Genomic DNA, 23,717 nt, shown 5'->3' with positions numbered 1-23,717 from the left:
TCTGCCCGTCCTTGTCGTCGAGGCCCCCAGATTACCCCGGCCGCGCCTCGATCCAGCAGAAGCCGGTTGGCGGCAAGGGCTCGATCCCGGTCAGGGTGAGGCCGCCGCCGGCGCACAGCCGCTCGAAGTCGGCGCGGGTCCGCTCCAGGCCGTGGCCGTTGACGAGCAAGTTGAGGTCGTTGAGGTAGGTGAGCGGATTCGCGCCCGGCGGCACCGCGTCGGGAAGAACGTGTTCGATCATCAGGATTCGCCCGTGGGGGGCGACGCTCTGCCCGCAGTGCCGCAGGATCGTCCCCGCCCGGTGGTCGTCCCAGCCGTGCACGATGCTCTTGAGCAGGTAGAGGTCGGCGCCGCCGGGTACGCCGGCGAAGAAGTCGCCGGTCTCGACCACACAGCGTTCCGCCACCGCCGCTCTGTCAAGGGTCTGCTTCGCCGCCGACGCGCCCGCGGCGCTGTCGTAGACCACTCCTCGCAGCCCCGGGTACGCCCGCAGCACGGCGGAGATCAGCGTGCCGTCTCCACCGCCCACGTCCACGACGGTCTCGAACCTGCTGAAGTCATAGCCTTTCGCGACCGTTTCGGCCACGCTCAGCGTGCCCTGGCTCATCGCGGCGTTGTACAGCTGCGACAGTTCGGGGTGGTCGGCCAGATAGCCGAAGAAGTCTGCCTTGAACGTCTCCTCGAAGGCGGGGCTGCCGGCGCGCAGGCTGAACTCCAGGTTCTGCCAGGCGGTCAGCATGACGGGCTCAGTGATCAGCCGGGCGAGCGCGTACATCGACCCGGGCCGGTCGGCTCGCAGGAGCTCCCCCACCTGGGCGACGCCGAACCGGCCCGGACTCGCCTCCGTCAGGACCTCCAGCGCGACCAGCGCGCGCAGCAGCCGGAGCATCGTGCTCTCGCGCATGCCGTACTCGGCTGCGAGGTCGCCCGCGCCGCGCTCGCCGTCGCCGATCGCGTCGGGCAGCTTGAGCCGCGCCGCCAGGCCCACCACCTGCGTGGCCATGCTGCCGAAGACGAGCCGCACCAGGCTCTGCCACGGGGGGGTTTTCGTCCGCTCTTCCATGGCGCTAGCTCTCTTCCTCACGGCCCAGGCCGAGGCGGATCGCACGCTCGACCGGCGAACACCCTCCGTCCGCCCGGTCGAGGTCCAACTCCCCGACCGGCAGCAGCGACGGCTGGGCCATGAACCGTGGGCGCAGGCCCGTGTTGGAGATGGGCGTGTGCACCAGGAACGGATGGCAGAGGTAGGCATCGCCCGCCTCGCCCGTGGCCGACGCGAGCGGCCTCTCCACACCCACCCCTGCCGCCTCCAGGTACGTCCCCTCTGGGCCGTACGGCGCGAGCAGCGGCGGCACGTCCAGATGGGAACCAACGCGCAGGAGCGTCGGCGCGTCACGCTCGCCGGTGTCGGTGTAGAGCAGGAGCAGCAGCAACGACCGGCCCCGCGAGGTCACGTTGCAGCGAAGGATCTCGTCGTAGTTGGGCGGCACGAGCGCTAGTTCGCCCTCCCAGTTCAGCGCGTTCGCCGCCTCCGCCTCGGCCGTCAGGAAACTGGCGTCGATGTGCCAGCCGTAGTCCTCGGCCTCCTCCGGCGGCTTCGTCCGCGGAAAGCGCACCGGAAACGTGCCGACCTTCTCGATGGGCGTCCACCGTCCGGGCCCGACCAGCTGATCGAAGGCGGCGTGCAGTTCCGGGGTGTTGGCGCTGCGCACGAACGGCTCGGCGTCCTGGAGTCCCAGTCTGACCACTTCTCTGGTCCACGTCCCCGGGTCATCCGGATCCATGCCGAGCTGCTCCCACAGGAGGCCGCACGCCTCGGCGGCAAGGTCTTTGGGGAACGCACCATCCACCTTGACGAATCCATCCTGGACGAATTTTTCGACCTGCTCGTCTGTCAGTAACCGGGCACTCATCGCGCTCCTTACGGGAGAGGAAATACCCCCGCTCGTTTATATCCGCGGAAACGGTGCCAGGTGAGGGGTGGCGCTAAGAACTAGAATTTTCCTCAGACGTGTGCTCTGGCCAAGGGACGACACATCCGGCTGATTACCACCATCCTCGACCCGGCCGAGGCGCACCACAGAGCAATGCCGGCAGAAGCTCTCATCGAGCCATGTAGACGCGCGTCAGCGGCCTGGGCGTAGGGGAAGTGGCTGCGAGTCTTGACCGCCCACAGGATCCAGGCGTTCGTGACGCTGTGTGAGGGGTGGGCCGGAATATGCCAGAAACCTGCTGCGAGGGTCAGTCTCCAGCACCGCGGCCAGGGCAGATGATCCGATAACGCTGCCGCGAGGACGGACCTTGTGAGCCATCGCCGCATTTCAGAGGCACACCCGCGCTGTTCTGCCAGCGGTGAACTCTGCCAGCGGTGAACACCGGCCCGACCGGGCTCGACGATCACTACGGTCCAGTCTCATGACGACAGTGACAACCCGCACGGTCGAGTACCCGGCCGACGGCCTGACGATGATCGGGCACCTCGCGCTGCCCTCCGGCACCGGGCGCCGCCCCGCGGTGCTGCTCGGACCAGAGGGCCCAGGGCTCAGCGACGTCGAGCGCCGCCGAGCCGATGCGCTCGCCGAGCTGGGATACGTGGCGCTGGCCTTCGACCTCCACGGCGGGCGCTTGCTCACCGACCCCGAGGAGATGCTGGCCCGTTGCATGCCGCTGCTCGCCGACCCCGACCGGATGCGGGGCATCGGCCACGCGGCGCTCGACGTGCTGCGCGCCGAACCGCGGACCGACCCCGACCGGATCGCCGCCGTCGGCTACGGCACCGGGGGCGCCATCGGGCTGGAACTCGGGCGCGACGGCGTCGACCTCCGCGCCATCGGGACAGTCAACGCACTGACCACGAGCCGACCGGGCGAGGCGGCGCGCATTCGCTGCCCGGTGTGGGCCGGGGTCGGGTCGGAAGACCCGATCATGCCGCCCGCGCAACGGGACGCGTTCACCGCCGAGATGCAGGCCGCGGGCGTCGACTGGCGCCTCGTGGTCTACGGCGGCGCCTTGCACGCCTTCCACCACCCACCGGTCGACCACCCCGTGGTCCCCGGCGTCGGCCACCACCCACGGCACGCGCAGCGAGCCTGGCGCGACGTCGTCGACCTGCTCGCCGAGTGCCTGCCCGTGACGGAGTGATCTGGTCAGTCCAAGCTCGGCCACCCGCTGACCAGCGCTTACCGGTCACCACGGCAGGTTTCTGGCGTATTCCGGTCCCACCCCTGTGAGTGTGGCCAGCTGGCTTGTTCGGCTCTGGCTCGGGTTTGGGCAAGGCGGTAGGAGTCGGTGCCGGTCTCGATGATGTTGCCGGCGAAGGTGAGCCGGTCGACGATCGCGGCGCAGAGGCGCGGGTCGGTGAAGGTGCGGGTCCAGCCATCTGGAGAAGGACTCGTTGCTGGCGATGGCGACGCTGTTCTCCTCTTCGCGTTCGGTGAGGACCTGGAAGAGGAGTTCGGCGCCGTGCCGGTCGAGTTCCATGTAGCCGAGACGACCGTGCTCGGTCTGCAGGTCACGTCACCGGGATCGACTCCCTGGCAGGTAGTGGCATCGTGGCGACCTGCCGCCATGCACAAGCAGGCGATCGGCATCCTCGACCTGCCGCTGCCCGATCCGCCACCGGCCGGAGCCGAATGGATTCACGCGTTGCGGCGCTGGGCCGGGTGAGAGCGTGAGCGAGTACCAGTACTACGAATTCCTGGCCCTCGACCGGCCGCTCACCGACCGACAGCAGGCCGAGGTTCGTGCCCTGTCCACTCGGGCCCACATCACCGCCACCAGCTTCACCAACGAATACCACTGGGGCGACTTTCACGGCGATACGCGGCGCATGATGGAGCGCTACTACGACGCCCACCTGTACCTGGCCAACTGGGGCACCCACCGGGTCATGCTCCGCCTCCCCAAGGCCGTGCTGAACCCCAAGCAGGCCGAACGCTACTGCGTAGGCGACCAGATCAGCGCCTGGACCAGCGGCGAACACCTCATCCTCGACTTCACCAGCGAAGCGGAAGAAGAGTACTGGGAAGACGACGTCGAACGCTCGCTGTCGGCGATCGTCGGCATCCGCGCCGAACTGGCCGCCGGCGACCTGCGTCCGCTCTATCTGGCCTGGCTGTCGGCGTACGGGGGCTGGGAGCGTGACGAGGACGCCTTCGACTATGAGGACGAGGACGAACTGGAGCCGCCCGTCCCGTCGGGGCTGGGTTCGCTCAGCGCGCCGCAACGGGCCCTGGCCGACTTCCTGCGCCTGGACCACGACTTGCTCGCGGCCGCCGCCGAGGCCAGCCAACCGGCGCAACCCGTACAGCACGATCGAAAGACCCTGGCCGCCTGGATCGGCACTCTGCCCGCCAAGCGCAAGGACGCGCTGCTGTTGCGGGTGGTCGAGGAGGACGCCTCAAGGGTTCGCTGGGAACTGCTGCGCGAGTTCGGCGGCGAAACCACCGACCAGGAGGTGGAGACGGGGCGGACGGTCGCCGAACCGCTGGACACCGCCGCCGCCCGTCGTCACGCCCGCGAGCAACAGGAGTCGGCCCGGCGCGCCGACGAGCAGGCCCGCCGGGAACAGGAGCGACAGCAGGCCAGGGAACTCCACCTGAACCGGCTCGCCCAGGACCTGGAAGCGGCGTGGGACCGGGTGGAGGCCTCCATCGGCACCAAGAAGCCCCGCGAATACGACCAAGCCGTCGATCTCCTCCGCGACCTGCACGTCCTGGCCATCCGCGACAAGCATGCCGGTACCTTCACCGAGCGCCTCACCCACCTCCGGGAACGACACCAGGGCAAGCCCAGCCTCATCAAGCGACTCAACGACGTGGGCCTCATGGCCGAGTGACCGGCGATTTTCAGGTCTGGCAATCAGCGATCCGAGCCACCGAAATTCACCTACACCAACCCTACGAATTCACTCCACACCCCATCTGACCTGGACTTTCTGCCCGCTGATGTGCCGAACGCGCGCCGAAGAGCATGTGACGAGCATGAACTCGGCCACCTGCGCCTCGCAGAAGACGGCCGAGAACCGACGAACAGGCGACCAGCACCTCCTACGAGATGACGCCCGAGCAACGGGTCAGCGTCACTCGCTACAGCAAGCGTCCATTCCACTTCCTTGCAACCGGTAAGCGCAAACTCACGAACAGCGAACCCGATCACGGAGCGGTACGCAATAGCCCGTCGGGCAAAAATCAACTTGTTGGACAACGTCACACTGGAAACAGCAGCAATACAAGCTCCCGCAGACCGAGGGGCGATCGCCCATGGGGAAGAACCGCAACGCGGCGAAGGCGTTCGTGACGGTCAAGTAGGCCCGGCGAAGGAGCACGACTGATCATCATGCCGCACGTTCTTCTTCTCCTGATGGTCGGAGCTCGCGCACGCCACGCGAAGGTCTGCATCGCCAGGCGCAGAGCTGCCGCAGGATGAAGGCGCGGCGTCCCTCGGCGACCGCGCCTCCATCCGTATGCATCCCGCAGGATCAGTCCAGCCAGCGGCCGACCCCACGCACGGTGACCTCCAGCAGTTCCGCCGGATTGTCCGGATCCGGATAGTAGATGATCATGGTGGTGCCGGCCGGCAGCAGCAGTTTGATGGCCTGGATGCACCCGGCCACGGTCTGACGCTGCGCATCGGGCCCGGTGCCGCTGATCGGCACCGCGTCGCAGACGCCGCCGCGGTTGTTCATGACGAGCCGCAGCGTGTTCTCCTTCAGCGCCACCTCCCGCGTGGCGACGCGGTAGGCGAGCTGCGTCTCGAGGTGCCAGGCCGGGGGCGCCATGGGCAGGCCGAACTGCTGCGTGTACAGCAGGCTGAGACGTTGTTCGAGGGCCGCGAGGCCGTCGTGCAGACCGCTCTCGACGGTGTAGTTCGCCCACTTCTCCAGATCGGTGACCGGTGGCAGAGTCGCGATCGGCAGACCGTTCGCATCGAGCACCCGTCCGGACGCGTCCACGATGTAGCCCTGGTTGTTGAGCCGTTTGATGGTCTCGCTCACGTCCTTGAGCTGCTGCGCCGCGTCCTCGAACGGGCAGTGCCCGCCTTCCTGGACGCATCCGATCGGAACAGTGCGCAGTATCGACGTTGCCAGCTCGCTCTCGCGGGTCGCCCAGAGGATGGACAGATCAGATTGGCGCGCGAGCAGGTACATCGTTCCCCAGATCGAGTTGTACTCGCCGAACCGGAGTTCCTCCGGGACGTGCGACGCCACGAAGGTCCCCCTCCATTGGGACGCATACTTGTCCCAGTCGGGATCTTCGGACAGTTCCATGGCTCCAGTGAGGCAGTCCGTGATCGACAGCGCCGCACCCACGACACCGCCCTTGAGGGCGTTCTTGCAGTCGCCGGCCAAGCCGTACTGGGAGGCGGCGTTGAACAGGTCCGCGCCGGTCAGGGCTATGTACTCTTCGGCAAGGCGTTGAGCGTCGGTCTCCCGGTTACCGATTTCCCTTGCCGCGAAGGAGAATATCGGGCTCAGGACGATGGACATACAGGCGTCCTGGGCTTTGCCGACGAACTGCCTCTTGCAGTGCTCGACGTTCTCCTTGGCGAAGCCGTCCGGATCGTGGAGCAGCCCCTTGGGGTCGTTCAGGATCTCTTCAGCGCGTGCATCGCAGTCGTGGTATCCAGGATTGCCGAGTTCGGGGGCATTCTCGCAGTGCTCTTTCAATTCCCGCTTGAGCTCGCGCAAATGTCCCTCGGCCTCTTGCCGATAGGTCTCGAACACTTCTGCGGCGATGCGAGCCGCCTCGGACGCGCTCTTGCCGGCCGCGATTTGCGCGGCGTACGCGGTGTCATAGGCGGCGTAGGCGCCGGCCGCGTCCTTTGCCGCCGAGACGGCCGAGGCGCGGGCCCAGCGGGCCGAGAGGGACGCCGACCTGGCCGACTGCTGGGCCTGCTTGGTCGCTGCGGCGGCGGTGCGGACGGCCGCTGCTGCCCGTTCCGCGGACGCGGCGGCGTCGCGGGCGTGGGCGACGGCATCGGTCGCGAACTTCTTCGCCTCCTCGGCCGCCTTGCCGGCGTCGTTCGCGTAACCGATGGCCTCCTGCGCCGCACCGCGGGCCTGCGCCGCCGCAGCCTGCGCGGTGCGCGCGAAGTCGACGGCCTGCTGCGCGATCTGCGAGGTCTCGATCATCAAGGAACTGGCGATGTAGTTGTGCGTCGCGGTCGCGTAGTCGCGCTGGGCCGCACGGTGCCGCTCCACCTCCAGGAATTCGACCTGCATCGCCGTCGTGCCGGCCAGCGCGATTTGGGCGCCGTTGCGCACCTCGGTCCCGTGAGAGTCGTCCCCGGCGATCGCGCCGGCCTTCGCCCGGACGTCGATCGCGTAAGCGGTGTTGTGCTCCTTGTCGAGGAACTTCTTGAGGGCGTCCGGGTCGTCCGAACGCAGGGCGAGGTTCGCCGCTTCCTCGATGTGGGTGTGGCCGGTGCTGCGGGCCTCAGAAAGGATGCCGTTGACCTCCTCCCGGTCCTCGGCGGCTCGCTCGGGGTAGTCCGGGTCCTTGAGGAACTCGATGACGTCGGACCATCCGCTGTCGAGAGCGTCCTGAGCGGCTGCTCTCATGGCCGCGCTGCCGGTGATCATGAGGCCGGTCAGCGTCGTGCGGTCGTCCTGCTCTTCGGCGGAGGCGAGTCCGCTCTTGACGAACCCGATGACAAGGAGGTCATCGTCCTGGCCGAGAGCTGCCATGGCCGCCGAACTGGTCCACGTGCCGGGCACGGTCGCGAAGTAGCGGGCCACCTCCCGCGCCTTGAGGGCCGCCGATGCGGCCTCGGTCTCCGGCGCGTTGGCGACCTCGGCGATCAGCGCGTCGATCTGCGGGGTGTGGTACTGGCCCATTGGCACATCGAAGCCGCGAGCCTCCCCCAATCGGGCCTCGGCGGCTTTCTGGCTGATGTACCGGGCGAAGGACAGCTCAAGTTCCAGCTCCTTCTGGAGTCGTTCGGCGTCCGCCTCACGCGCCGCTTTGTAAACGATCTGGGCCGTCTCAGCCGCCCGCAACGCGTCCTCCGCCGCGCGGTAGGCGTTGTTCGCGTGCTGCGTCGCCAGCTCGGCCGCGTTGACGGCGCTGCCCGCATGCTGGGCCGCGCTCGCCGCGGCGCTCGCCGACTGCTCGGCGTAGGTCACGGCGCGCGTCGCCGCGTCGCGCGCCTTTCCGGCCGCGTCCTTGGCGATGTCGGCCTGACGTACCGTCTCCTCGGTGGCACGCCTCGCCTGGTCCGCGCTCGCTTTCGCCCGCGCGGCCGCTGCGAACGCGTTTCGGGCCTCGGCGCTGGCCTGCCCCGCATAACGCCCGGCGGCCTCGGCCGCGCGTCCGGCGGCCTCGGTGTTCGCCCTGGCCGAATCGGCGGCGGCGACCGCGGCGCGCGCCTGCTCGGTCACGGTGATGATCTGATTGATGGGCGAGATCAACGCGGTGATCTCCGGACCGATCCGCTGCATGTCCCGGTTGTACTTCTCCGCTTTGGCAGCGGCTGCCGCGTCCAGCTCTGCCGCCGTCGCGGCCGACCACGCCTCGTCCGACTTCGTGTGCGCCCGCGCCGCCGCGGTCGCCGCGCGTACGGCGGCCACGGCGGCCGCACGCGCGGCCGTCGCCGCTGTCCGCGCGGCCTGTACGGCGACCCGGGACGCGGCCGCGGCCCGGTCGGCGGCCTCAGCAGCGCGTTGGGCCTGACGCTTGGCCTCCACCGACTCCTGCCCGGCCAGCGAGGCGAGACGTTGCGCCTCTTCCGCGTCGCTCTTGGCCGCCGCGGCCTCGGCTTTCGCACGGTCGGCCTGCGCGACCGCGGAGATCGTCTCGAACGCCGCGCGGCGGGTCGCCTCGGTGGCGCTCGCCCGCAGATCGTTCAAGGTCTGGTTCTCGTTGTCCCGGGCCTGGGCCACACCCCAGTCGATCTGGGCGAAACGCTCCAGCATCTCCTGGCTGCCGTCCTGGAGTGCCTGGTTCGCCGCGGCCTGCACCTGCGGGCCCCCTTCGGACATCGCCCGGTTGACGACCACGCGCAGGTCGATCCGGTACGGCACCCGCCAGCCAGAGTCGATGAACTTCCCCAGGTCCGCACGCGACCCGTTGCGCAGCACCGCGTTCGCGGCAGCCTTGACCTCCGGTCCGCCGGCCGCCTTCATCTTGTTCACGCTGGCGCGCAGGTCGATCTCCCGGGCAGTCTCCCAGCCACCGTCGAGAAACTTCGCCACGGCGCCGGGGTCGTCCGAGAGCAGGGCGGCATTGGCAGCGGCGGCCACCTCAGGCTCGCCCTGGGACTTGATGCGGCCGACCTGCTCACGATCGTCCTGCGCCACGAGCCGGGGAAGCTCGGCGAGCAGGGCACAGACCGCCGCTCTGTCCCCGAGCAGCGCCCTCTCGGCGGCCGGACGCACGTTCACGCCGCCCGTCACCCACGCTTCCAGAACCACCTGACGTTCGCATACCGGTGCTGGGGGCGGGTCCGCCGCCGCTTTCGCCTCGGTGATGGGGCTGCCTGCGAGAAGCAGCGAGAGCACGGTGCCGATGATCCCTGCCGTCCTGCCACCACCACGTAACGCTCGAATCGTATTCATTTCCACCATTTCCATCGATGTGGTCAATGAATGGGCGGAACGGCCGGCCGGAGCTCATGCGCCCGGCCGGCCGTTCCGTCCTCAGCCGACGACCCGCAGTTCCAGGAGGGTCTCGCTACAGTTCTGGGGATAATCGGGGTGGCTCGCGTCACAGGTGGTGGCATCTGAGCGTCCGAACTGCTCGCTCTCGTCCCGTTCGACGAGCTTGGTCCGCTCCGTTCCGGTCTCCACGTTGACGACTGTCGCGTCCACGTCGTGGCCGGCGCCCGGCGAGCGACTGTCTCCTTGAACCTCGAAGACGTTCGGGATCCGGAGCTTCACCCATCCCGTGGGAGCGAGGACCTTGAAGCACACCGCCATCACACCCAGGTGCGGCTCACCGACCACGGGCTGGCCGTTCAGCAGGCCCGGGAACACCTTGAGCACGCCGACCCCGTTCTCCGGGGACGAGCTGCACGAGACCCAGATGATCCCGCCGTTCCCGGAGATCAGCTCGAAGTTCTTCTCCTCGGCCTTTTCCGTACCCCAATCGGTCTGACCGGAGGTGCCCGCGTATTCGTGCGGGAAGTGCGCGGGGTAGGCGAACCTCTCCACGATGGAGTCCGGGCCGATGACGGGCGTCACGGTGACCGGAACCACCCGTACAGGAGGAAGAGCCCGTCCCGCGAAATAGGCGATCTGGTCCCCCGGACGGTAGGCGAACAAATGGCTCTGCCCGCCCGTGCTCCTGTAATCGAAGGCGATAATGCGGTCCTTCGCCAGCTCAAGGTCGTAGCCACCGATGCCGGTCGAGCTGTGGAACACCGCTGTGAACGAATTGCCCGCGCCGTGCTTCAGGATCCAGGCCGTCTTCCCGCCCGGACGGTAGAGCAGAAGATGGTCCAGCTTTCCCGAACCCGTGTAGTCAAAGGCGATGATGCGGTCCCGATTGTCCTTCAGGTCATAGCCACCGATACCAGTGGTCGAGGAGAAGACCGGGGCGTAGGTGCCGTCCGTCCTCCGCTTGACGATGAAGACGATCTGCGAGCCCGGACGGTAGAGCAGCAGGTGATCCAGCTTTCCCGAATGGTCGTAATCGAAGGCCACCGCCTGATCACGGTTGTCCTTCAGGTCATAGCCGCCGATACCGGTCACGCTGCCGCCGTACTGTGAGAAGGACGTGGTGGGCTCGATCGCGACCGTGCGGATCCAGCTCGCCAGGTCGTCCACCCGCGCCGCATCTCCCCCGCGCGCCCCGTCGCCGGCCGCGCCCAGGCAGCCTCCCTGGCCCGCGCCGGAGCTGAGCCCGACGAGTTCCGCGCGGTCCCCGCTCGTGCGCAGCACCGGCGTGCCCGCGTCCCCCTGACAGGCGCTCACGTCACTGCCGTTCGCCCCGGTCCAGCCGAACGAGCCGGCGGCCACGGCCCCCGCCACGACCGGCGCGGCATGCACCCGGTTGGGTGCCCACTGCTCAGCCGTTCGTCCATAGCCCACGACCTGCAGCGCGTCCCCCGCGGCAGGAACGGTGGAGCCGAACACGGCAGGCGTGATGCCGACGGCCCGCAGCGCCAGCTTGACCAGCACGACGTCCCGGTCGCGGTGCGGGTGGATCCATTCCACGGGCAGTACCCGCCCGCCCGTACCGGACAGGTCCGTCCTGCCGACCGTCACCGTCGTCGCCGTCTTCGGCGCTCCGCTCGTGACGGACTGCCCTTGGGAGGCGAAACAACTGGTGGCGGTGATCACCCATTGCGGGCTGACGAGGGCTCCGGTGCAGCTATGCGTCTCGCCGACGTTCACCTTCGCTACGAAACCGTACGTGCCGTCGGCCACCGGGCCGGCTCCCTTGACGGCCTGGGCCGGCGTCGCCCCTGCCCAGAGCACCGCTGAGGAGGCGACCATCAGGAGGGAGAGGGTCGTGATGTGTAAGGACCGAATGATCCGCTGGAGGTTCACGGCACGATTGTGAAGATCACGCCATCGGCCAGCCAGGGCGCTACCCGGACATAAGCCGGACATTTGCCCAACGAGCTTTTCGGACACTCTGTATCGCTTCTTCTGGCCTCCCGGTGTTGATGTGTAGGACATCGGTGACCGTCCGGCCGGCGTAGCCGTGCACCCGACCGGTCAGCGCCCCACACACCGGGCACGGCGCCGCCTCGTCACGAGTACGGGCCATGACCCGAATGAGGTCATCCTCGTCCTATACTCCCTCGATGACCAGGGCAGACAGTCCCGCAAACACCACACCCGCAAGATCGCCGATCTTCAGCACGGCCCAGCCTGGCAGGGATCACGCAGCGCCACCACCGATTACGGGCCAGAGCCGTTCACTGGACAGACCCTGTTGGATTTTGTCCAGGACCCGCGTGGCGATGCTCAGCTGCATGGTTGGGTCGAGGTTTCCGATGCGGAGAAGGATGTGGCGAGCGCCGGCGTTCCAGTAGGACCGCAGCCAGTCGACGCAGCCGTCAAGGGGGCCGGCGTAGCAGGCCTGCAGGAGCGATACAGCGTCTGACGAGAAGCCGTAGAAGTTTCGGACGTAGTGGTCCAGTTCGATGCCGGCTTGTTCCGGGTCGTCGTTGATGGCAACTGTGACCATCAGCGCGGGTGTTATGCGGTCGCTGTCGCGGTCGGCGTTGCCTGCGGCGGCGTGCATGGTGGTTGTCAGCTCGCGGTACTGCTCGGCGGTGGGCGGGTAGGGCAGGATGCCGTCGAACCGTTCGCCGGCTCGGCGGGCTCCGGCGGCCGTGCCGGTCGCCAGCCACAATGGCGGGCCACCCGCTTGCTGCGGTGTCGGTGCGATACTGATGTCGTTGAGGGTCCAGTATCGGCCGGTGAAGGTGACTCGGGCACCGGTCCACAGCCGTCGCCAGATTTCGGCGGTTTCCAGCAACCGTCCGACGCGCTGATCGAAGGGTGCGCCGACGGCTTCGAATTCGGCGCGGTTGGCGGGCAGGCTGAAGCCGCTGCCCAGCGCGAGCGCCAGCCGGCCATTGGCCAGCCGGTCGAGTGTGGCCAGGGTGTGCGCGAGCGTGATCGGGTTGCGCAGGACGGGCAGGAGGGCGGCCGTGCCGATGGTGACTCTGGTTGTTCGCGCCGCAACCGCACTCAGCAAGGTCAGCGGTTCGGGGATGGGAGTGGCGAGCAATGAGTCGCCCGTCCACACCGAGTCGAACCCGGCGGCCTCCGCCTGTGCTGCGAAGTCGAGCAGTTCGGTGATGCTTGTGCCGTTGAGGAGCGCTTCTCTGGCGGGCAAGAACACGCCGACCATCGGTGTCATGAACGACCCCTGGACCCGGCCGTCACGGCGGTCAGCGCCGCCTGTGCCTGGGGCAGATCGATGAAGGTGTCCTTGCGTTCGACCAGTCCGTCCTCGGCGAGCGTGACCACATCGAGGCAATCGAAGCGGATCGGCCGCTGACGGCCGTCCGGGCCGGAGAGAACAGCGGTGAGCACCCAGTCAAGTACCCAGTGGCGGTCACCGATGATGGCCCGTTGAATGTCGAACCCCATCTCCGGCCACTGGGCGAACAGCGCGGCGAAGGTGTCGCGGAGCGCGGATCGACCGCGGACCGGCTGCTCGCCGCTGTGTAGCCAGTACTGGGTTTCTGGCGAGTGCAACGCGACGATCGCGTCCACGTCGCGAGTGGCGAAGGTCATGACATAAGTGTCGAAGACTTCCCTGGCCTCGAGTGAGGGCGGTGTGGTGGTGGGCATGGCGCTCTGTTTTCTGTCCTTCGGCTCGTTCGGCAGGCCGGTTGCTGGTCACTTGATGCTGTAGATGCGGTAGTTGACGTGGTCGAGGGACAGTTCGTTGACGGCGATGGCGACGGTGGAGTTCAGCCACGTGTAGGGATCCGCGCCGGTCTCGAACAGCGGCGCGGACCGTGCGTGCATCTCTTTCCAGCCGACCGTCTCCCCGGCCCACAGCCGGCCGATCGCCTCGTCCGGGAGCGTGGCGCGGCCTGTGACGGTGACGAACACCAACGCGTCGTCATGGGTGCGGATCGTCGCCCGTACGTCGAGGCGGGCGACGCGGTCGGATCCGATGGTGATCCAGTCACCACCCCCGGGCAGAAACTCGCCGCGCAGCCGCGGTCCCTCGACAGTTCCATGGTCGATGACCGCGATCATCCGCGTGCCCAGCGAGGTGACGAACGTCTGCATGGTCTGGAACCTGATGGCGAAGTCGCACAGGTGCTCAACTGTGATCATGGTGGCGGCTGGATCGCTGTCGACAAGGGTCATGGGGTCCCCTGGGTTCGTTCGTGGGAGCAGGTCCGGATCGTGCGCCCTGCCGTGCATCACCTTCAGGGAATAACTTGGAGAAATCAAGTCTTAACTCTGTTTTTCCAAGTAGATGCTTGGATGTCATGAAGCCCGCGGTAAGCTGCCCTCATGGCATCGCGGTCCTACGGTCACTACTGCGCGGTGGCCAAGACGCTCGACGTAGTCGGCGAGCGGTGGTCCCTGCTAGTCGTCCGTGAGCTGCTGGACGGGCCGAAGCGTTACGTCGATCTGCTCGCCGGGCTCGTGGGCATCTCCACCGACATGCTCGCCACCCGCCTGAAAGCTCTGGAGGAAGCCGGAATCATCGGCCGGCGCACGCTTCCCGCGCCGGCCGCATCAAAGGTGTACGAGTTGACGCCGCTCGGCCGAGACCTGCAACCGGCGATGACCGAGCTCGCCCGGTTCGGCATGCGCGTGCTCGGAGAGCAGGGCGACGACGACGCCTTCCAGATTCACTGGATCACACCGTCCCTGCAGGCGATGTTCCGGCCCGAGCGGGCCCCGGCCATGTCCCTCACCGTCGAGTTCCGCGTGGACACCGACGCCATGCACGCCCGCGTCACCGAAGGCACGCTGCACACCTTCCCCGGCCACGCCGACGATCCCGACGTGGTCCTGACCTTCACCGATGCCGCGGCGCTCGCGGAGATAGGGCGCGATCCCGCCGCGTCGCTCACCGCCATCTCCACCGGCCGCCTCCACGTACGAGGAAGACCCGACGCCGTCCAGGCCACGAGAGAACTCTTCGGATTCAACTGACGTCGACAATGCCCGACAACGCGCACGAGAGAGGCACAGCACCGACGAATGGCGGCAACGCTACGCGATCCGGGCAGGCGTCGAGAGCACCATCGCCCAGGGTGTCAAGGGTTTCGGCCTGCGGCGCTCTCGCTATCGCGGGACGTCCAAGACCCATCTCCAGCACCTGCTCATCGCCACCGCGATGAACCTCACCCGGATAGATGCCTGGCTGACAGGGACCCCGCCAGCTCCAACCCGGATCTCACACTTCGGAGCTCTGCGCCCTGCGAAACCCGCCGATGACCATATTCCAGGTGCCAGACGACCTACCGGGCCGCCTCATCACGCCGAACCCTGCTAACGCCTTGACAGACGAGCCGACGACCGAGCCGGTGCTGTGGATCAGCGAGGACCTGTTGCGCCATCAGGAGGCAAAACAGCTTTGGGCCGACCTTCTAACCTGCCACCACGAGACCGGCCTGTGGCCCCTTTTGCTGGGCAACCATGGAGACCGCGGTACTCCCTGGCACACCGGAGACCTGGCCCCCGTTCCGTCGAGCTGGGCCGATGAGCTGGACGTGGAAGGCGAGCTGTCCAAGACGTGGGAAAAGGAGCGGGAGTTCGCTCGCCAATTTGAGGCGGAGCCGCCCCCGATTGACACGTGGCCCGGTCTGGCCCTGGCGGGTGAGCCGAACTCAGACCCCAGCCGGCGGGCCATCGAGCTGGCCACCAGCAAGCCCGGCACCCGTGGCTTGCTGTCCGGGATCGTCGGCGGGAGCTGCGTCGGTCCCTTCCTCGGTCTGGTTCCGGCCAGTGACGGCGCCGAAGCCATCATCGCCGTCGGATGGAGCTCAGAGGCGGGTGGAGAGAGGGCAACCATCGTGCTGCGATCCTGGCAGAAGCGGTTCGGCGTGCGGCTCTTCTCACTCGGCCCAGACACGCTCAATGTCACCGTTGCCTGGCCGCCTCGCACTCTGGAGCACGCGCGCCGCGTCGCCGTCGAGCATTACGCGTTCTGTCCCGACCTACGTCAAGACAACGATTTCGAAGAGTACTCGGCCGAGATCGTGGACGCTCCCGTCTGGTCCTTTTGGTGGGACTGACCGCAGTGCCACGCCACATCAAAGGTACGCGGTCCAGTGCCTGCCCCCCTGGACCGTCCGCCGATACGCGAGTGGGCGGTGCCCACCCGGCGCACCAACACGGTAGCTTCACCCTGACCAGCCAAAACCCGAAGAAATCCTGGCCGACCTGCCGGCCTGGGAAGACGCCGCATGACTCTCATTTAGAACAGCGAAAGTCGAGTTTGGCGACATACCACCCTAAATATCGCCGCAGCCACGGTCCCATGCAGCCTGCTGCTCGACATCTAGCCGAATAGCGGGAAATGACCCTAGGAAGCGATGCGCAAGTTCAATTACGGCGAATTCTTGCAGATCTGGAAGTGAATTAAATTCATCTCGCGCGACATCAAGCCCGAAACAACCCCCTCCCCCTCCTCTGAATAGCACCGTTACGGAGCACCGAAAGCAGCCTTCGGACTCCTCGTGCAGGAACGTAAGGTAGAGATTTGAGATTGATGCACGATGCTCATCCAGCCAGGCTGGGCGCCCTTGGCCGCTCCAATGATGAACCTTCGCCTGTCGAGCCATGCGCTCGACCTCATCAAGAGTAATCCCTTTGATGTCTCCCCTGCCGAGGACACCAGCTCGATTCTCGACCTGAGGCCAGACGCGCTTGCGGCGCCTAGCCCACCAGAAACGTATCACCGATCGAAACCTCTAATGTAGATAGGTGTGTCATCTGTAATATCTGAACCCAGAATATCCGCCCGTCTCAAAAGCTTGCGCATTCGGTGATTGCCATTCCCGACCGTATTGCTACCTTTGTAAATGTACATCCCATGCTCCAAGTCAGCCTGCCGGGCTGCGGCTATCAGTTCTTCGGGATCAAGGTCGCGTAGATCTGCGGCCTTGTCTGCGTCGTAGCTACCGTCAGACTCCAGCCTTCTTAGATCACCGACAGCAGCATTCGACTTAGGAGTCGGTGCCGGCGCTGCTCAGGGCCTCGGCATGGTGTTCGGACACCGACTCCGCCCGCGCCGAGCCGACCGCCCAACTCGGGCTGACCACCAGCGACTACCGGCCCGAGCCCACCTGCGACGTCTAGCTGATCGCCGATGCTGAGCGCGCCTCAACCGGTAGCACTCTCCCAACATCGCCCCGTCCGCCCTTGGCCCCGGAGATGCCGAGCAACCGCGTGACCTCCTCGCAGCGGAAGGAAACGAGAAGGAGATCGGAAGTGGCCGCTCCTAACATCGTCCGCGATCCCTTCTAGGGAAGTCCAAGATCGATGAAAGGAACACAGCATGACGATCGAGATCAAGAAGGTCGAAGAAGTCGAGACCACCGCCTCCGGCGCCAACTGCTGACCCTCACGCGGCCTCCTGCGGAGCTCCCACGCCCGCAGGAGGCCCTGCCTCGAACCGTCGGGAGTCGCTTCCATGCCGAGGATTCAAGTGAATCCGGCCTTCCCTCTTTTCATCGACGATGCCGGCGAGCGCGTGCGGCTCGGTGATTTCCCGCCAACAGGCCAGACGCTGGAACGCGCGCAGCCGCCGCTGCGTCGCCTGATCCACCTGTGCGCGCAGGCCCCCGTCGAGCAGAGCGACCTGTACGCCCTCATCGACGACGTCACTCCCGAGGACATCGACACCGCCGTCGAACGACTGCGCGCCAGCCGGATCCTTGTCACCGACGCCGACCTTGGCACACTGGCCGCCGACGCCGCCCTGTCCAGGTTCGCGCTGTGGTTGTCGATGTTCCACCCGGCCGAACGAGCCGCCGCCGCGCTCGGCGACCTGGCGGACAGCCACGTCGCGGTGCTCGGCGCCGGCGCGATCGGCGGCCATGTCGCCCTCCAGCTCGCCACCTCCGGCGTGGGCCGGCTGACCATCCTGGACGACGACCGGGTGGAGCTCAGCAACCTGCACCGGCAGCATCTCTACGCCATGCGCGATCTCGGTGAGCTCAAGACGGCCGCGGCCGCGCGCACGCTGGCCGAGCACTGCCCCCAGCTGGAGGTCCGGCAGGTCGAGCGGCGTATCACCGGCCCCGAGGACGTGATCACCGACGCCGATCTCGTGGTGAACACCGTCGACACGCCGCAGCCGCACATCCGCCGATGGGTCAACCAGGCGTGCGTCCAGGCGGGCACACCGTTCGTCACCGGCGGCTTCAACCAGCACGTCGGCCTGGTCGGGCCGCTGGTCGTGCCCGGCAAGACCGGCTGCCTGACCTGCCAGGAACGCGCGCTCTCCGAGCGGTACGGCTCCGCCGAGCTGCCGGTCGCCGACAACGCCGGGCGGATGATCCCGTCGTTCGGCCCGCTGTGCACGATCGTGTCCGGCATGCTCGCCGCCGAGGTGATCCGCCACCTGACCGGCACCGGCGCGCCCGCGATCGAGGGCAGGACCGTCTGGCTGGACCTGCTCACGCTCACCACCACCGCCAGGGACTTCGACCGGCTGGACGACTGCGAGGTCTGCGCGTGACGTCCGCAGGGCTGGATTCGAAGACCGATCTGTCGTTCCTTACCGTGGTCGCCGACGGACCCGACGACTACGTGATAGGCAACGGCGAGACGTTCGTCAACGTGCCGGGAGTGGCGGCAGCCGTCATCGCATCGCTCGACGGCACCAGAACGGTCGCGGAGGCGCGTGCCCGGGTGCTGGCCGAGCAGGGCGTGGACGTGGACGTGGACGCGTTCCTCACCGGGCTTGGAAGCGCGGGGCTGCTCAACCGTCCCGAGCGGCCGCCGAACCGGTGGGACCGGATCCGGCCACACCACGTGGCCTGGCTCTTCTCCAGGCCCGCGCACGCCGTGCTGATCCTGCTGACCGCCTGTGCCATCGCCGCCGCCGTTGCCGACCCTGGCATCCTGCCGAGCCTGTCCGACCTGGTGTGGTCCGACAGTCTCACGTTCACTGTCGCGTTCGTGGCCGGCTCGTGGCTCCTCGTGCTGGTGCACGAGCTCGGCCACATCTCCGCCGCCAGGTCCCTGGGCGTGCGGGCGGAGCTGTCGCTCGGGACTCGCCTGCAGTTCCTCGTCGCACAGACCAAGATCACCGGCATCTGGGCAGTGCCCAGGCGGGCGCGCTACCGCGCGTATCTGGCCGGCATGCGGGTCGACTGGTTCCTCGTCTGCGCCGCGACGTGCACGCTGTACATCGTCGAACTCCCCCTCGTACGGCTGGTCTTGGTCCTTTGCCTGTCGCAGATCGCCTGGCAGTTCATGTTCTTCATGCGGACCGACGTCTACTACGTCTTCGCCAATGCCAGCGGGAACAAGAACCTCATGGACGACGCGCAAGCGCACCTGCGAGCCACGCTCGCCAGAAAGGCGCGTTCGGCGGAGACGGGGAAGGCGCCCTTGAGCGTGCGTGTGTACGCATGGTTTCTGGTGATCGGGCGGGTGCTCGGCCTGGGGTTCTTCGCCGCGTACACGGTGCCGGTCACCATGGCGGTATGCCGGCAGTCGATCGCCGAGTTGCCCGGGTGGCAGCCAGTGGCCACGCTCGCCCTGGTGGCCGCCGGGTGGCTGCTCTACCTGGGCCTGCTCGGCCGCCGGTTGATCAGGTCACTCAGACCTCACAGGCCTGCCGGGTAGCGGGCAGGAATCTCACCTGCCCGCCCTCACAGACCCGGACGTCAACTTCTCGATGTGCACGTGGGTCTCATCGGCGGCCCACATCACCGCCCCACGCGGCAGCGCGCGGAGCCGTGCGGTGATGTCGGCGAGGGTCCACGGTCCCGGCCGGGCCAGTAGCGCGGCGATGCGCTGCACCAGCCGTCGGCCACCGCGCCGCGGACGTCCAAGCCGGGACGGTCGGCCAGGCCCAGCCGGTTGAACCGCCCGATCCAGCGGCGCACCGTGCCGGCGTAGCCGAGCAGGTCAGCGATTTCCGCCGCCGACAACCCGTGCAGCGACAACAGCACCATCACCGCCCGCGTCGCCTGCCGCCAGCGGCCCGTAACTCCGCCCGCAGGCGCTCGATCGACGCGGCCGGAACCCCCGGCGAGGCCCATGTCAATGCCTGGCCGCCTTGACGATCTCACGCCCAGTTACGCGCTTGGCACAGGCTCACCGCCTGAAGTTGTGTCCGCATCCATGGGGAGCCTCCATCTGAGCGCCTTCACTACAATCTTGTGGAACCGAGGGATGTGAAGGGGACACATGGAGTCGGAGACTCGGTTCGCGCTGCTCGGGCCGGTGTCAGCCGAAGGGCCTGACGGGCCGATCGTGCTGGGCTCCCCGAAACAGCGGACTGTGCTGGCCGCCCTGCTTCTCAGCGCGAACCGTACGGTGTCGGGCAGCCGGCTCGTCGCCCTGACCTGGGGCGATCGCGCGCCGCGCACGGCGGTCGCACGCCTGCAGGTGTACGTCCACGAGCTAAGGGCGCTGATCGGCAAGGAGCGTATCAGCCGGGGCGGCGCCGGCTACCGCATCCGCATCGGCGCCGACGAACTCGACCTGCACCTGTCTGAACGCTACCGGGCCGCCGCGCGCGCCGATGCCATGGAGGGGCGCCATGCCGACGCCGCGACACGATTACGCGCGGTAGCCGATTTGTGGCGCGGGCCTGCGCTGGCCGGGACCAGCGCCGCGCTGATCGACCAGGAACGCCCCGGCCTGGAGGACAGCCGGCTCTGCGCGCTGGAGGAGTTGTACGACGCGGAGCTGGCGTCCGGGCGGCACGCCGAGGTTGTCGCTGAGCTGCACACGGCGGTGGCCGAGCACCCGCTGCGCGAGCGGCTGCTCGGGCAGCTCATGCTGGCCCTGGCTCGGTGCGAGCGCCGCGCCCAGGCGCTGGCCGTGTACCGTGACGCGAGAGCGCGGCTGGTGGACGAGCTGGGCATCGAGCCAGGCCAGCCGCTGCGCCTGCTGCACCAGCGGCTCCTGGAGGACAAACCGGACACCCCAGCCGCCCGGTTCACCACTCCCCCGCCGCAGCGCCCCCTCGTGCCACGGCCGGCCGAGCTGCCCAGAGACATGCCCGGGTTCGCCGCCCGCGACGCGGAGCTGGCGTGGCTGGAGGAGTGCCTGGGCGGCGGCGACGGCGTGTGCGTGCTGAGCGGCACGGCCGGCATGGGCAAGACGGCCCTCGCGCTGCGCTGGGCGCACCAGGCCAAGGACCGTTTCACCGACGGCCAGCTCTACCTCGACCTTCGCGGCTACGACCCGGACCACGAGCCGCTGACCACGACCGCCGCGCTGACCCGGCTGCTGGTCTCGCTCGGCGTCGATCCCGAACGGGCACCGGGCGACTTCGAGACCCAGCTCGGCCTTTACCGCTCCCTGCTGGCGGAGCACTCGTACCTGCTGGTCCTGGACAACGCCCGCTCGGCGGCCCAGATCGAGCAGCTCCTGCCCCCGACCGGCGTGACGCTCGTGACCAGCAGGCACCGGCTCGGGGAGCTGGTGGCGTACGCGGGTGCCAGGCAGCACTCGCTCGGCCCGCTGTCCGAGGATGACGGCCGGGCGCTGCTGGACGGCGTGCTCGGCCCGGCGTCCGGGCCTGCCGAGTCGGACGCGCGCGGCGAGCTGGTACGCGTGTGCGGCGGGCTGCCGCTCGCGCTGCGCATCGCCGCCGCGAATGCCGCCACTCGCCCCGCCGACGGCACCGCGGCGGTCGCGGCGGAGCTGGCCGCCGGGGACCCGCTGTCGGGCCTGACCGTGGACGGCGCCAAGCACAACACCGTCACCCTCGCCTTCTCCGCCTCCTACCGCGTGCTCGCCCCCGACGAACAGCGGGCCTTCCGTCTGCTCGGGCTCGTTCCGGGCCCCGACGTCACCGTGAGGGCCGCCGCGGCGGCTATCGGCCTGCCCCTGGACGCGGCGCGGGCCTCGCTCAAGGCGCTGGCCGCGGCGCATCTGCTCGAACAGCACGTCACCGGCCGGTACCGCTTTCACGACCTGGTCCGGCTCTACGCCGTGGCCGAAGCCGGGCGCGATCCCGAGCGTGGGCCCGCGTGGCGCCGCCTGTTCGTCCACTACCTGGAGCTGGGCGCCACCGTCGCCGCCCAGTGCGCGCCCGGCGAGGTCCTGCTTCCCGGCCCTCAGCCGCACCCCGACCTCCTTGAGCGGGCTTTTCCCGAGGCGGCCGACGTCATCAACCTGATGGCCGCGCTGGTGCGCGCGATCGACCGGCACCCGGGCCCCGAGGTCTGGCGGCTGGCCGACATGGTGCGCGCCATCTGCGCCCGTACCGGCCGCATCGGTGAGTGGGTGGAGATCGCGCCGGCGCTGCTGGAGGCCGCCTCCGCCCACGACGTGCCGGCCGTCATCGCCATGCTGCACACCGGCATGGGGGACGGTCTGTTCCGCACCGGCCGGCGCAAGGAGGCCATCGTGCACCTGGAGCAGGCCGTCCGCATCGCCCGTGACAGCGGCGGGCGGGAGAGCGAGGCGGCGGCCAGGATGGGGCTGAGCTTCGCGCGAGCGTGGACGGGCGACCTCACCGAGGCGATGGCCGACAACGTACGGGCCACGCGGCTCTTCGCTGAGCTCGGGTCAGTGCCCGGCTACATCCGGGCGCTCAGCGCGCTCGGCAACCAGTACCACCACCTGGGCCGGCTCGACCTGGCCGAGGAGCACTGCCGTCAGGCCCTCGCGCTCAGCCGGCGCCACCACCTGCCCTACGCCGAGGCCGCAGACCTGCGGGAGCTCGGCTCCGTACTGCTCGACCAGGGCCGCTACGACGAAGCCGGGGTCCGCCTGCGTCGGTCGGCCGCCCTGATCACCTCAATCGGCGGCCACGGCGCGGCCACGACTCTGGTCTGGATCAGCCGGCTGCACTGGGAGAACGACCGGTGGGCGCAGTCGCGGGAGGAGGCGCTGCGCGCCCTCGACGTGTGCCGCAGCCAGGGTGACCGGCTGGTGGAGGCGGCGGCACTGGTCGCCCTGGCCGATGCCGGCATCCCCCTCGGCCTGACCGCGGAGGCCGCCGACAGCCTGAACCTGGCCGACAGTCTCATCAGCACGGGCGACCTGAGCTGGCATCTGGCCTACGCGCTGCTCGCCCGCGCCCGGCTGGACGACGCCTTGGGCGACCTCGAGGGCGCCGTCCGGCATGCGCTGCGGGGGCATGCCGTGGCGGCCGAGCACACCTACCGGCTGCCGGAACTGGCAGCGCTGACGGTGCTGGCCCGGCTGGAACGGCGGCGAGGCGATCCCGCGGCGGCGGCGCACCTGGCCGGTCAGGCCCTGCAGCTGTGCCGGCAGATCGGGCACGCGCCCTGTGCGGACAGGCTCGCACCGCTGCTGGACGAGGTGCCCAGGTCTCAGGCGTACGGGGGCGTGTAGCACGCGTGTTGCCGTGCTCTGCGCGACCAGGACACCGTCCGGCCGCCTGTGGTGTCGGCTGGTTCGTGATCTGATGGCTTCTGCCCTTGATCACGCCCGTAGGAGCAGCCGTCGTCTTTGCCCTGGCTGCGGGATGGATCGAGGTGGCCGTGTCGATGCGGCCGGAGCCGGCGATCTACCGGGGAAAGCGGCAGGCGCACAGCGCCCGGCCGGCCGGTCGAGGTCCCGAGCGACCATGGGATCGGCCGAGCCGGGATACCTCGAATGGCCTTCCATCGAGGTCGGTCTCAGGGGCTGATCGGCTCAGCACCCGGAGGTCAGCACTGGGCTTCGTCACCGCGTACGACCGCTTCTGCAGGGACGACGGATGACCGCGACGCCGTGTCAGCCGCCGTCCGGCCCTTGTCGCCATTCCAGCAGCACCGCGGAGTGACCACCAGAGCGATACACCGACACGATCGAGGTTCTCCATCACAAGGTGGAGAATGCCGAGAACCTGCGGCGATCAACGTCATGAACGCCGCCGCGCCAATTCGCCACCGCAGTGTGAGCCTCATCACGTTCGCCGGCCGTCCCGACGCGCCGGACTCATCCGTCGATGATCTGTAACCGCCACCGCGGCAAGAAGATCACCATGGACGATCGCTCCGGCTGAGCCGGCAAGCGGATAGGGGCAGATGGCGCGGCGAACTGGGAGGCAGGCCCAGCCACCAGACCTAGACGTTCAGTGAAGCGCGCTGGTGCGGACGCACCCTGCAGCACCCTCCGGCAGGAGCCCGATGCC

General features: G+C 68.4%; 17 protein-coding genes and 3 pseudogenes. 10 read left to right on the top strand and 10 right to left on the bottom strand.

Going from position 1 to position 23,717, the window contains the following annotated elements; translation table 11 throughout:
• Positions 1-31: 31 nt before the first annotated feature.
• Positions 32-1,063, bottom strand: coding sequence for a methyltransferase (locus ACFOY2_RS41160; RefSeq protein WP_379533547.1), 1,032 nt, complete (start codon positions 1,061-1,063; stop codon positions 32-34).
• Positions 1,064-1,067: 4 nt separating this feature from the next.
• Positions 1,068-1,913: a phytanoyl-CoA dioxygenase gene (locus tag ACFOY2_RS41155; protein ID WP_379533546.1), complete on the bottom strand. Its 846-nt coding sequence runs from the start codon at positions 1,911-1,913 to the stop codon at positions 1,068-1,070.
• Positions 1,914-2,415: 502 nt separating this feature from the next.
• On the opposite strand from ACFOY2_RS41155, the gene ACFOY2_RS41150 reads away from it, so the two are divergent.
• A complete protein-coding gene (locus ACFOY2_RS41150) occupies positions 2,416-3,141 on the top strand; it encodes a dienelactone hydrolase family protein (protein ID WP_379533545.1) in 726 nt (241 codons plus the stop codon).
• A 38-nt stretch (positions 3,142-3,179) separates the two neighbouring features.
• Here the strand turns inward: ACFOY2_RS41150 and ACFOY2_RS41145 are convergent.
• Positions 3,180-3,489, bottom strand: a pseudogene (locus ACFOY2_RS41145) (ATP-binding protein); the annotation flags it as partial.
• On the opposite strand from ACFOY2_RS41145, the gene ACFOY2_RS41140 reads away from it, so the two are divergent.
• Both ACFOY2_RS41140 and ACFOY2_RS41135 read left to right on the top strand, forming a co-directional pair.
• A complete protein-coding gene (locus ACFOY2_RS41140; RefSeq protein ID WP_379533544.1) occupies positions 3,463-3,666 on the top strand; it encodes a hypothetical protein in 204 nt (67 codons plus the stop codon). The pseudogene ACFOY2_RS41145 and the gene ACFOY2_RS41140 sit on opposite strands and share 27 nt — an antisense overlap.
• 4 nt (positions 3,667-3,670) lie before the next feature.
• Positions 3,671-4,837 carry a hypothetical protein gene (locus ACFOY2_RS41135; protein ID WP_379533543.1) on the top strand — a complete coding sequence of 389 codons (1,167 nt, stop codon included), beginning with the start codon at positions 3,671-3,673 and terminating at the stop codon, positions 4,835-4,837.
• A gap of 642 nt (positions 4,838-5,479) precedes the next feature.
• Here ACFOY2_RS41135 and ACFOY2_RS41130 read toward each other — a convergent pair.
• The 6 genes and pseudogenes from ACFOY2_RS41130 to ACFOY2_RS41105 form a co-directional block, all read right to left on the bottom strand.
• Positions 5,480-9,499 (bottom strand): DddA-like double-stranded DNA deaminase toxin, encoded by a 4,020-nt coding sequence (locus ACFOY2_RS41130; RefSeq protein ID WP_379533542.1) that lies wholly within the window; start codon positions 9,497-9,499, stop codon positions 5,480-5,482.
• Between the two features lie 138 nt (positions 9,500-9,637).
• Complete coding sequence (locus ACFOY2_RS41125) at positions 9,638-11,491, bottom strand: S1 family peptidase (RefSeq protein WP_379533541.1); 1,854 nt, start codon at positions 11,489-11,491, stop codon at positions 9,638-9,640.
• A 127-nt stretch (positions 11,492-11,618) separates the two neighbouring features.
• Positions 11,619-11,810, bottom strand: a pseudogene (locus tag ACFOY2_RS41120) (ISL3 family transposase); the annotation flags it as partial.
• 18 nt (positions 11,811-11,828) lie between these two features.
• On the bottom strand, positions 11,829-12,818 hold the full coding sequence (locus ACFOY2_RS41115) for an LLM class flavin-dependent oxidoreductase (protein ID WP_379533540.1): 990 nt from the start codon (positions 12,816-12,818) through the stop codon (positions 11,829-11,831).
• On the bottom strand, positions 12,815-13,255 hold the full coding sequence (locus ACFOY2_RS41110) for a nuclear transport factor 2 family protein (protein ID WP_379533539.1): 441 nt from the start codon (positions 13,253-13,255) through the stop codon (positions 12,815-12,817). Before ACFOY2_RS41110 ends, ACFOY2_RS41115 begins: the two co-directional genes overlap by 4 nt.
• Positions 13,256-13,303: 48 nt before the next feature.
• Positions 13,304-13,786 carry a DUF3237 domain-containing protein gene (locus ACFOY2_RS41105; RefSeq protein WP_379533538.1) on the bottom strand — a complete coding sequence of 161 codons (483 nt, stop codon included), beginning with the start codon at positions 13,784-13,786 and terminating at the stop codon, positions 13,304-13,306.
• A 150-nt stretch (positions 13,787-13,936) separates the two neighbouring features.
• Between ACFOY2_RS41105 and ACFOY2_RS41100 the strand changes: the two genes are divergently transcribed.
• The 6 genes from ACFOY2_RS41100 to ACFOY2_RS41075 all read left to right on the top strand — a co-directional run bounded on the left by ACFOY2_RS41100 (position 13,937) and on the right by ACFOY2_RS41075 (position 19,237).
• Positions 13,937-14,587: a winged helix-turn-helix transcriptional regulator gene (locus tag ACFOY2_RS41100; RefSeq protein WP_379533537.1), complete on the top strand. Its 651-nt coding sequence runs from the start codon at positions 13,937-13,939 to the stop codon at positions 14,585-14,587.
• A complete protein-coding gene (locus ACFOY2_RS41095) occupies positions 14,487-14,930 on the top strand; it encodes a transposase (RefSeq protein WP_379533602.1) in 444 nt (147 codons plus the stop codon). The genes ACFOY2_RS41100 and ACFOY2_RS41095 overlap by 101 nt, the downstream gene beginning before the upstream one ends.
• Positions 14,884-15,672, top strand: coding sequence for a DUF4253 domain-containing protein (locus ACFOY2_RS41090; RefSeq protein WP_379533536.1), 789 nt, complete (start codon positions 14,884-14,886; stop codon positions 15,670-15,672). The genes ACFOY2_RS41095 and ACFOY2_RS41090 overlap by 47 nt, the downstream gene beginning before the upstream one ends.
• 943 nt (positions 15,673-16,615) lie before the next feature.
• Positions 16,616-16,738: a hypothetical protein gene (locus ACFOY2_RS41085; protein WP_379533535.1), complete on the top strand. Its 123-nt coding sequence runs from the start codon at positions 16,616-16,618 to the stop codon at positions 16,736-16,738.
• A gap of 334 nt (positions 16,739-17,072) precedes the next feature.
• Positions 17,073-18,122: a TOMM precursor leader peptide-binding protein gene (locus tag ACFOY2_RS41080; protein WP_379533534.1), complete on the top strand. Its 1,050-nt coding sequence runs from the start codon at positions 17,073-17,075 to the stop codon at positions 18,120-18,122.
• Positions 18,119-19,237, top strand: coding sequence for a PqqD family protein (locus ACFOY2_RS41075; RefSeq protein WP_379533533.1), 1,119 nt, complete (start codon positions 18,119-18,121; stop codon positions 19,235-19,237). Before ACFOY2_RS41080 ends, ACFOY2_RS41075 begins: the two co-directional genes overlap by 4 nt.
• A gap of 51 nt (positions 19,238-19,288) precedes the next feature.
• On the opposite strand, the pseudogene ACFOY2_RS41070 reads toward ACFOY2_RS41075, so the two are convergent.
• A pseudogene (locus tag ACFOY2_RS41070) lies at positions 19,289-19,661 on the bottom strand (helix-turn-helix domain-containing protein); the annotation flags it as partial.
• A 143-nt stretch (positions 19,662-19,804) separates the two neighbouring features.
• Here ACFOY2_RS41070 and ACFOY2_RS41065 point away from each other — a divergent pair.
• Positions 19,805-22,933, top strand: coding sequence for an AfsR/SARP family transcriptional regulator (locus ACFOY2_RS41065; RefSeq protein ID WP_379533532.1), 3,129 nt, complete (start codon positions 19,805-19,807; stop codon positions 22,931-22,933).
• Positions 22,934-23,717: the final 784 nt, after the last annotated feature.

Source organism: Nonomuraea purpurea (assembly GCF_042650645.1).
Classification (GTDB): Bacteria; Actinomycetota; Actinomycetes; order Streptosporangiales; family Streptosporangiaceae; genus Nonomuraea; species Nonomuraea purpurea.
The sequence above is the reverse complement of the archived record's forward strand: the minus strand, read 5'-3'. Positions and strand labels throughout refer to the sequence as shown.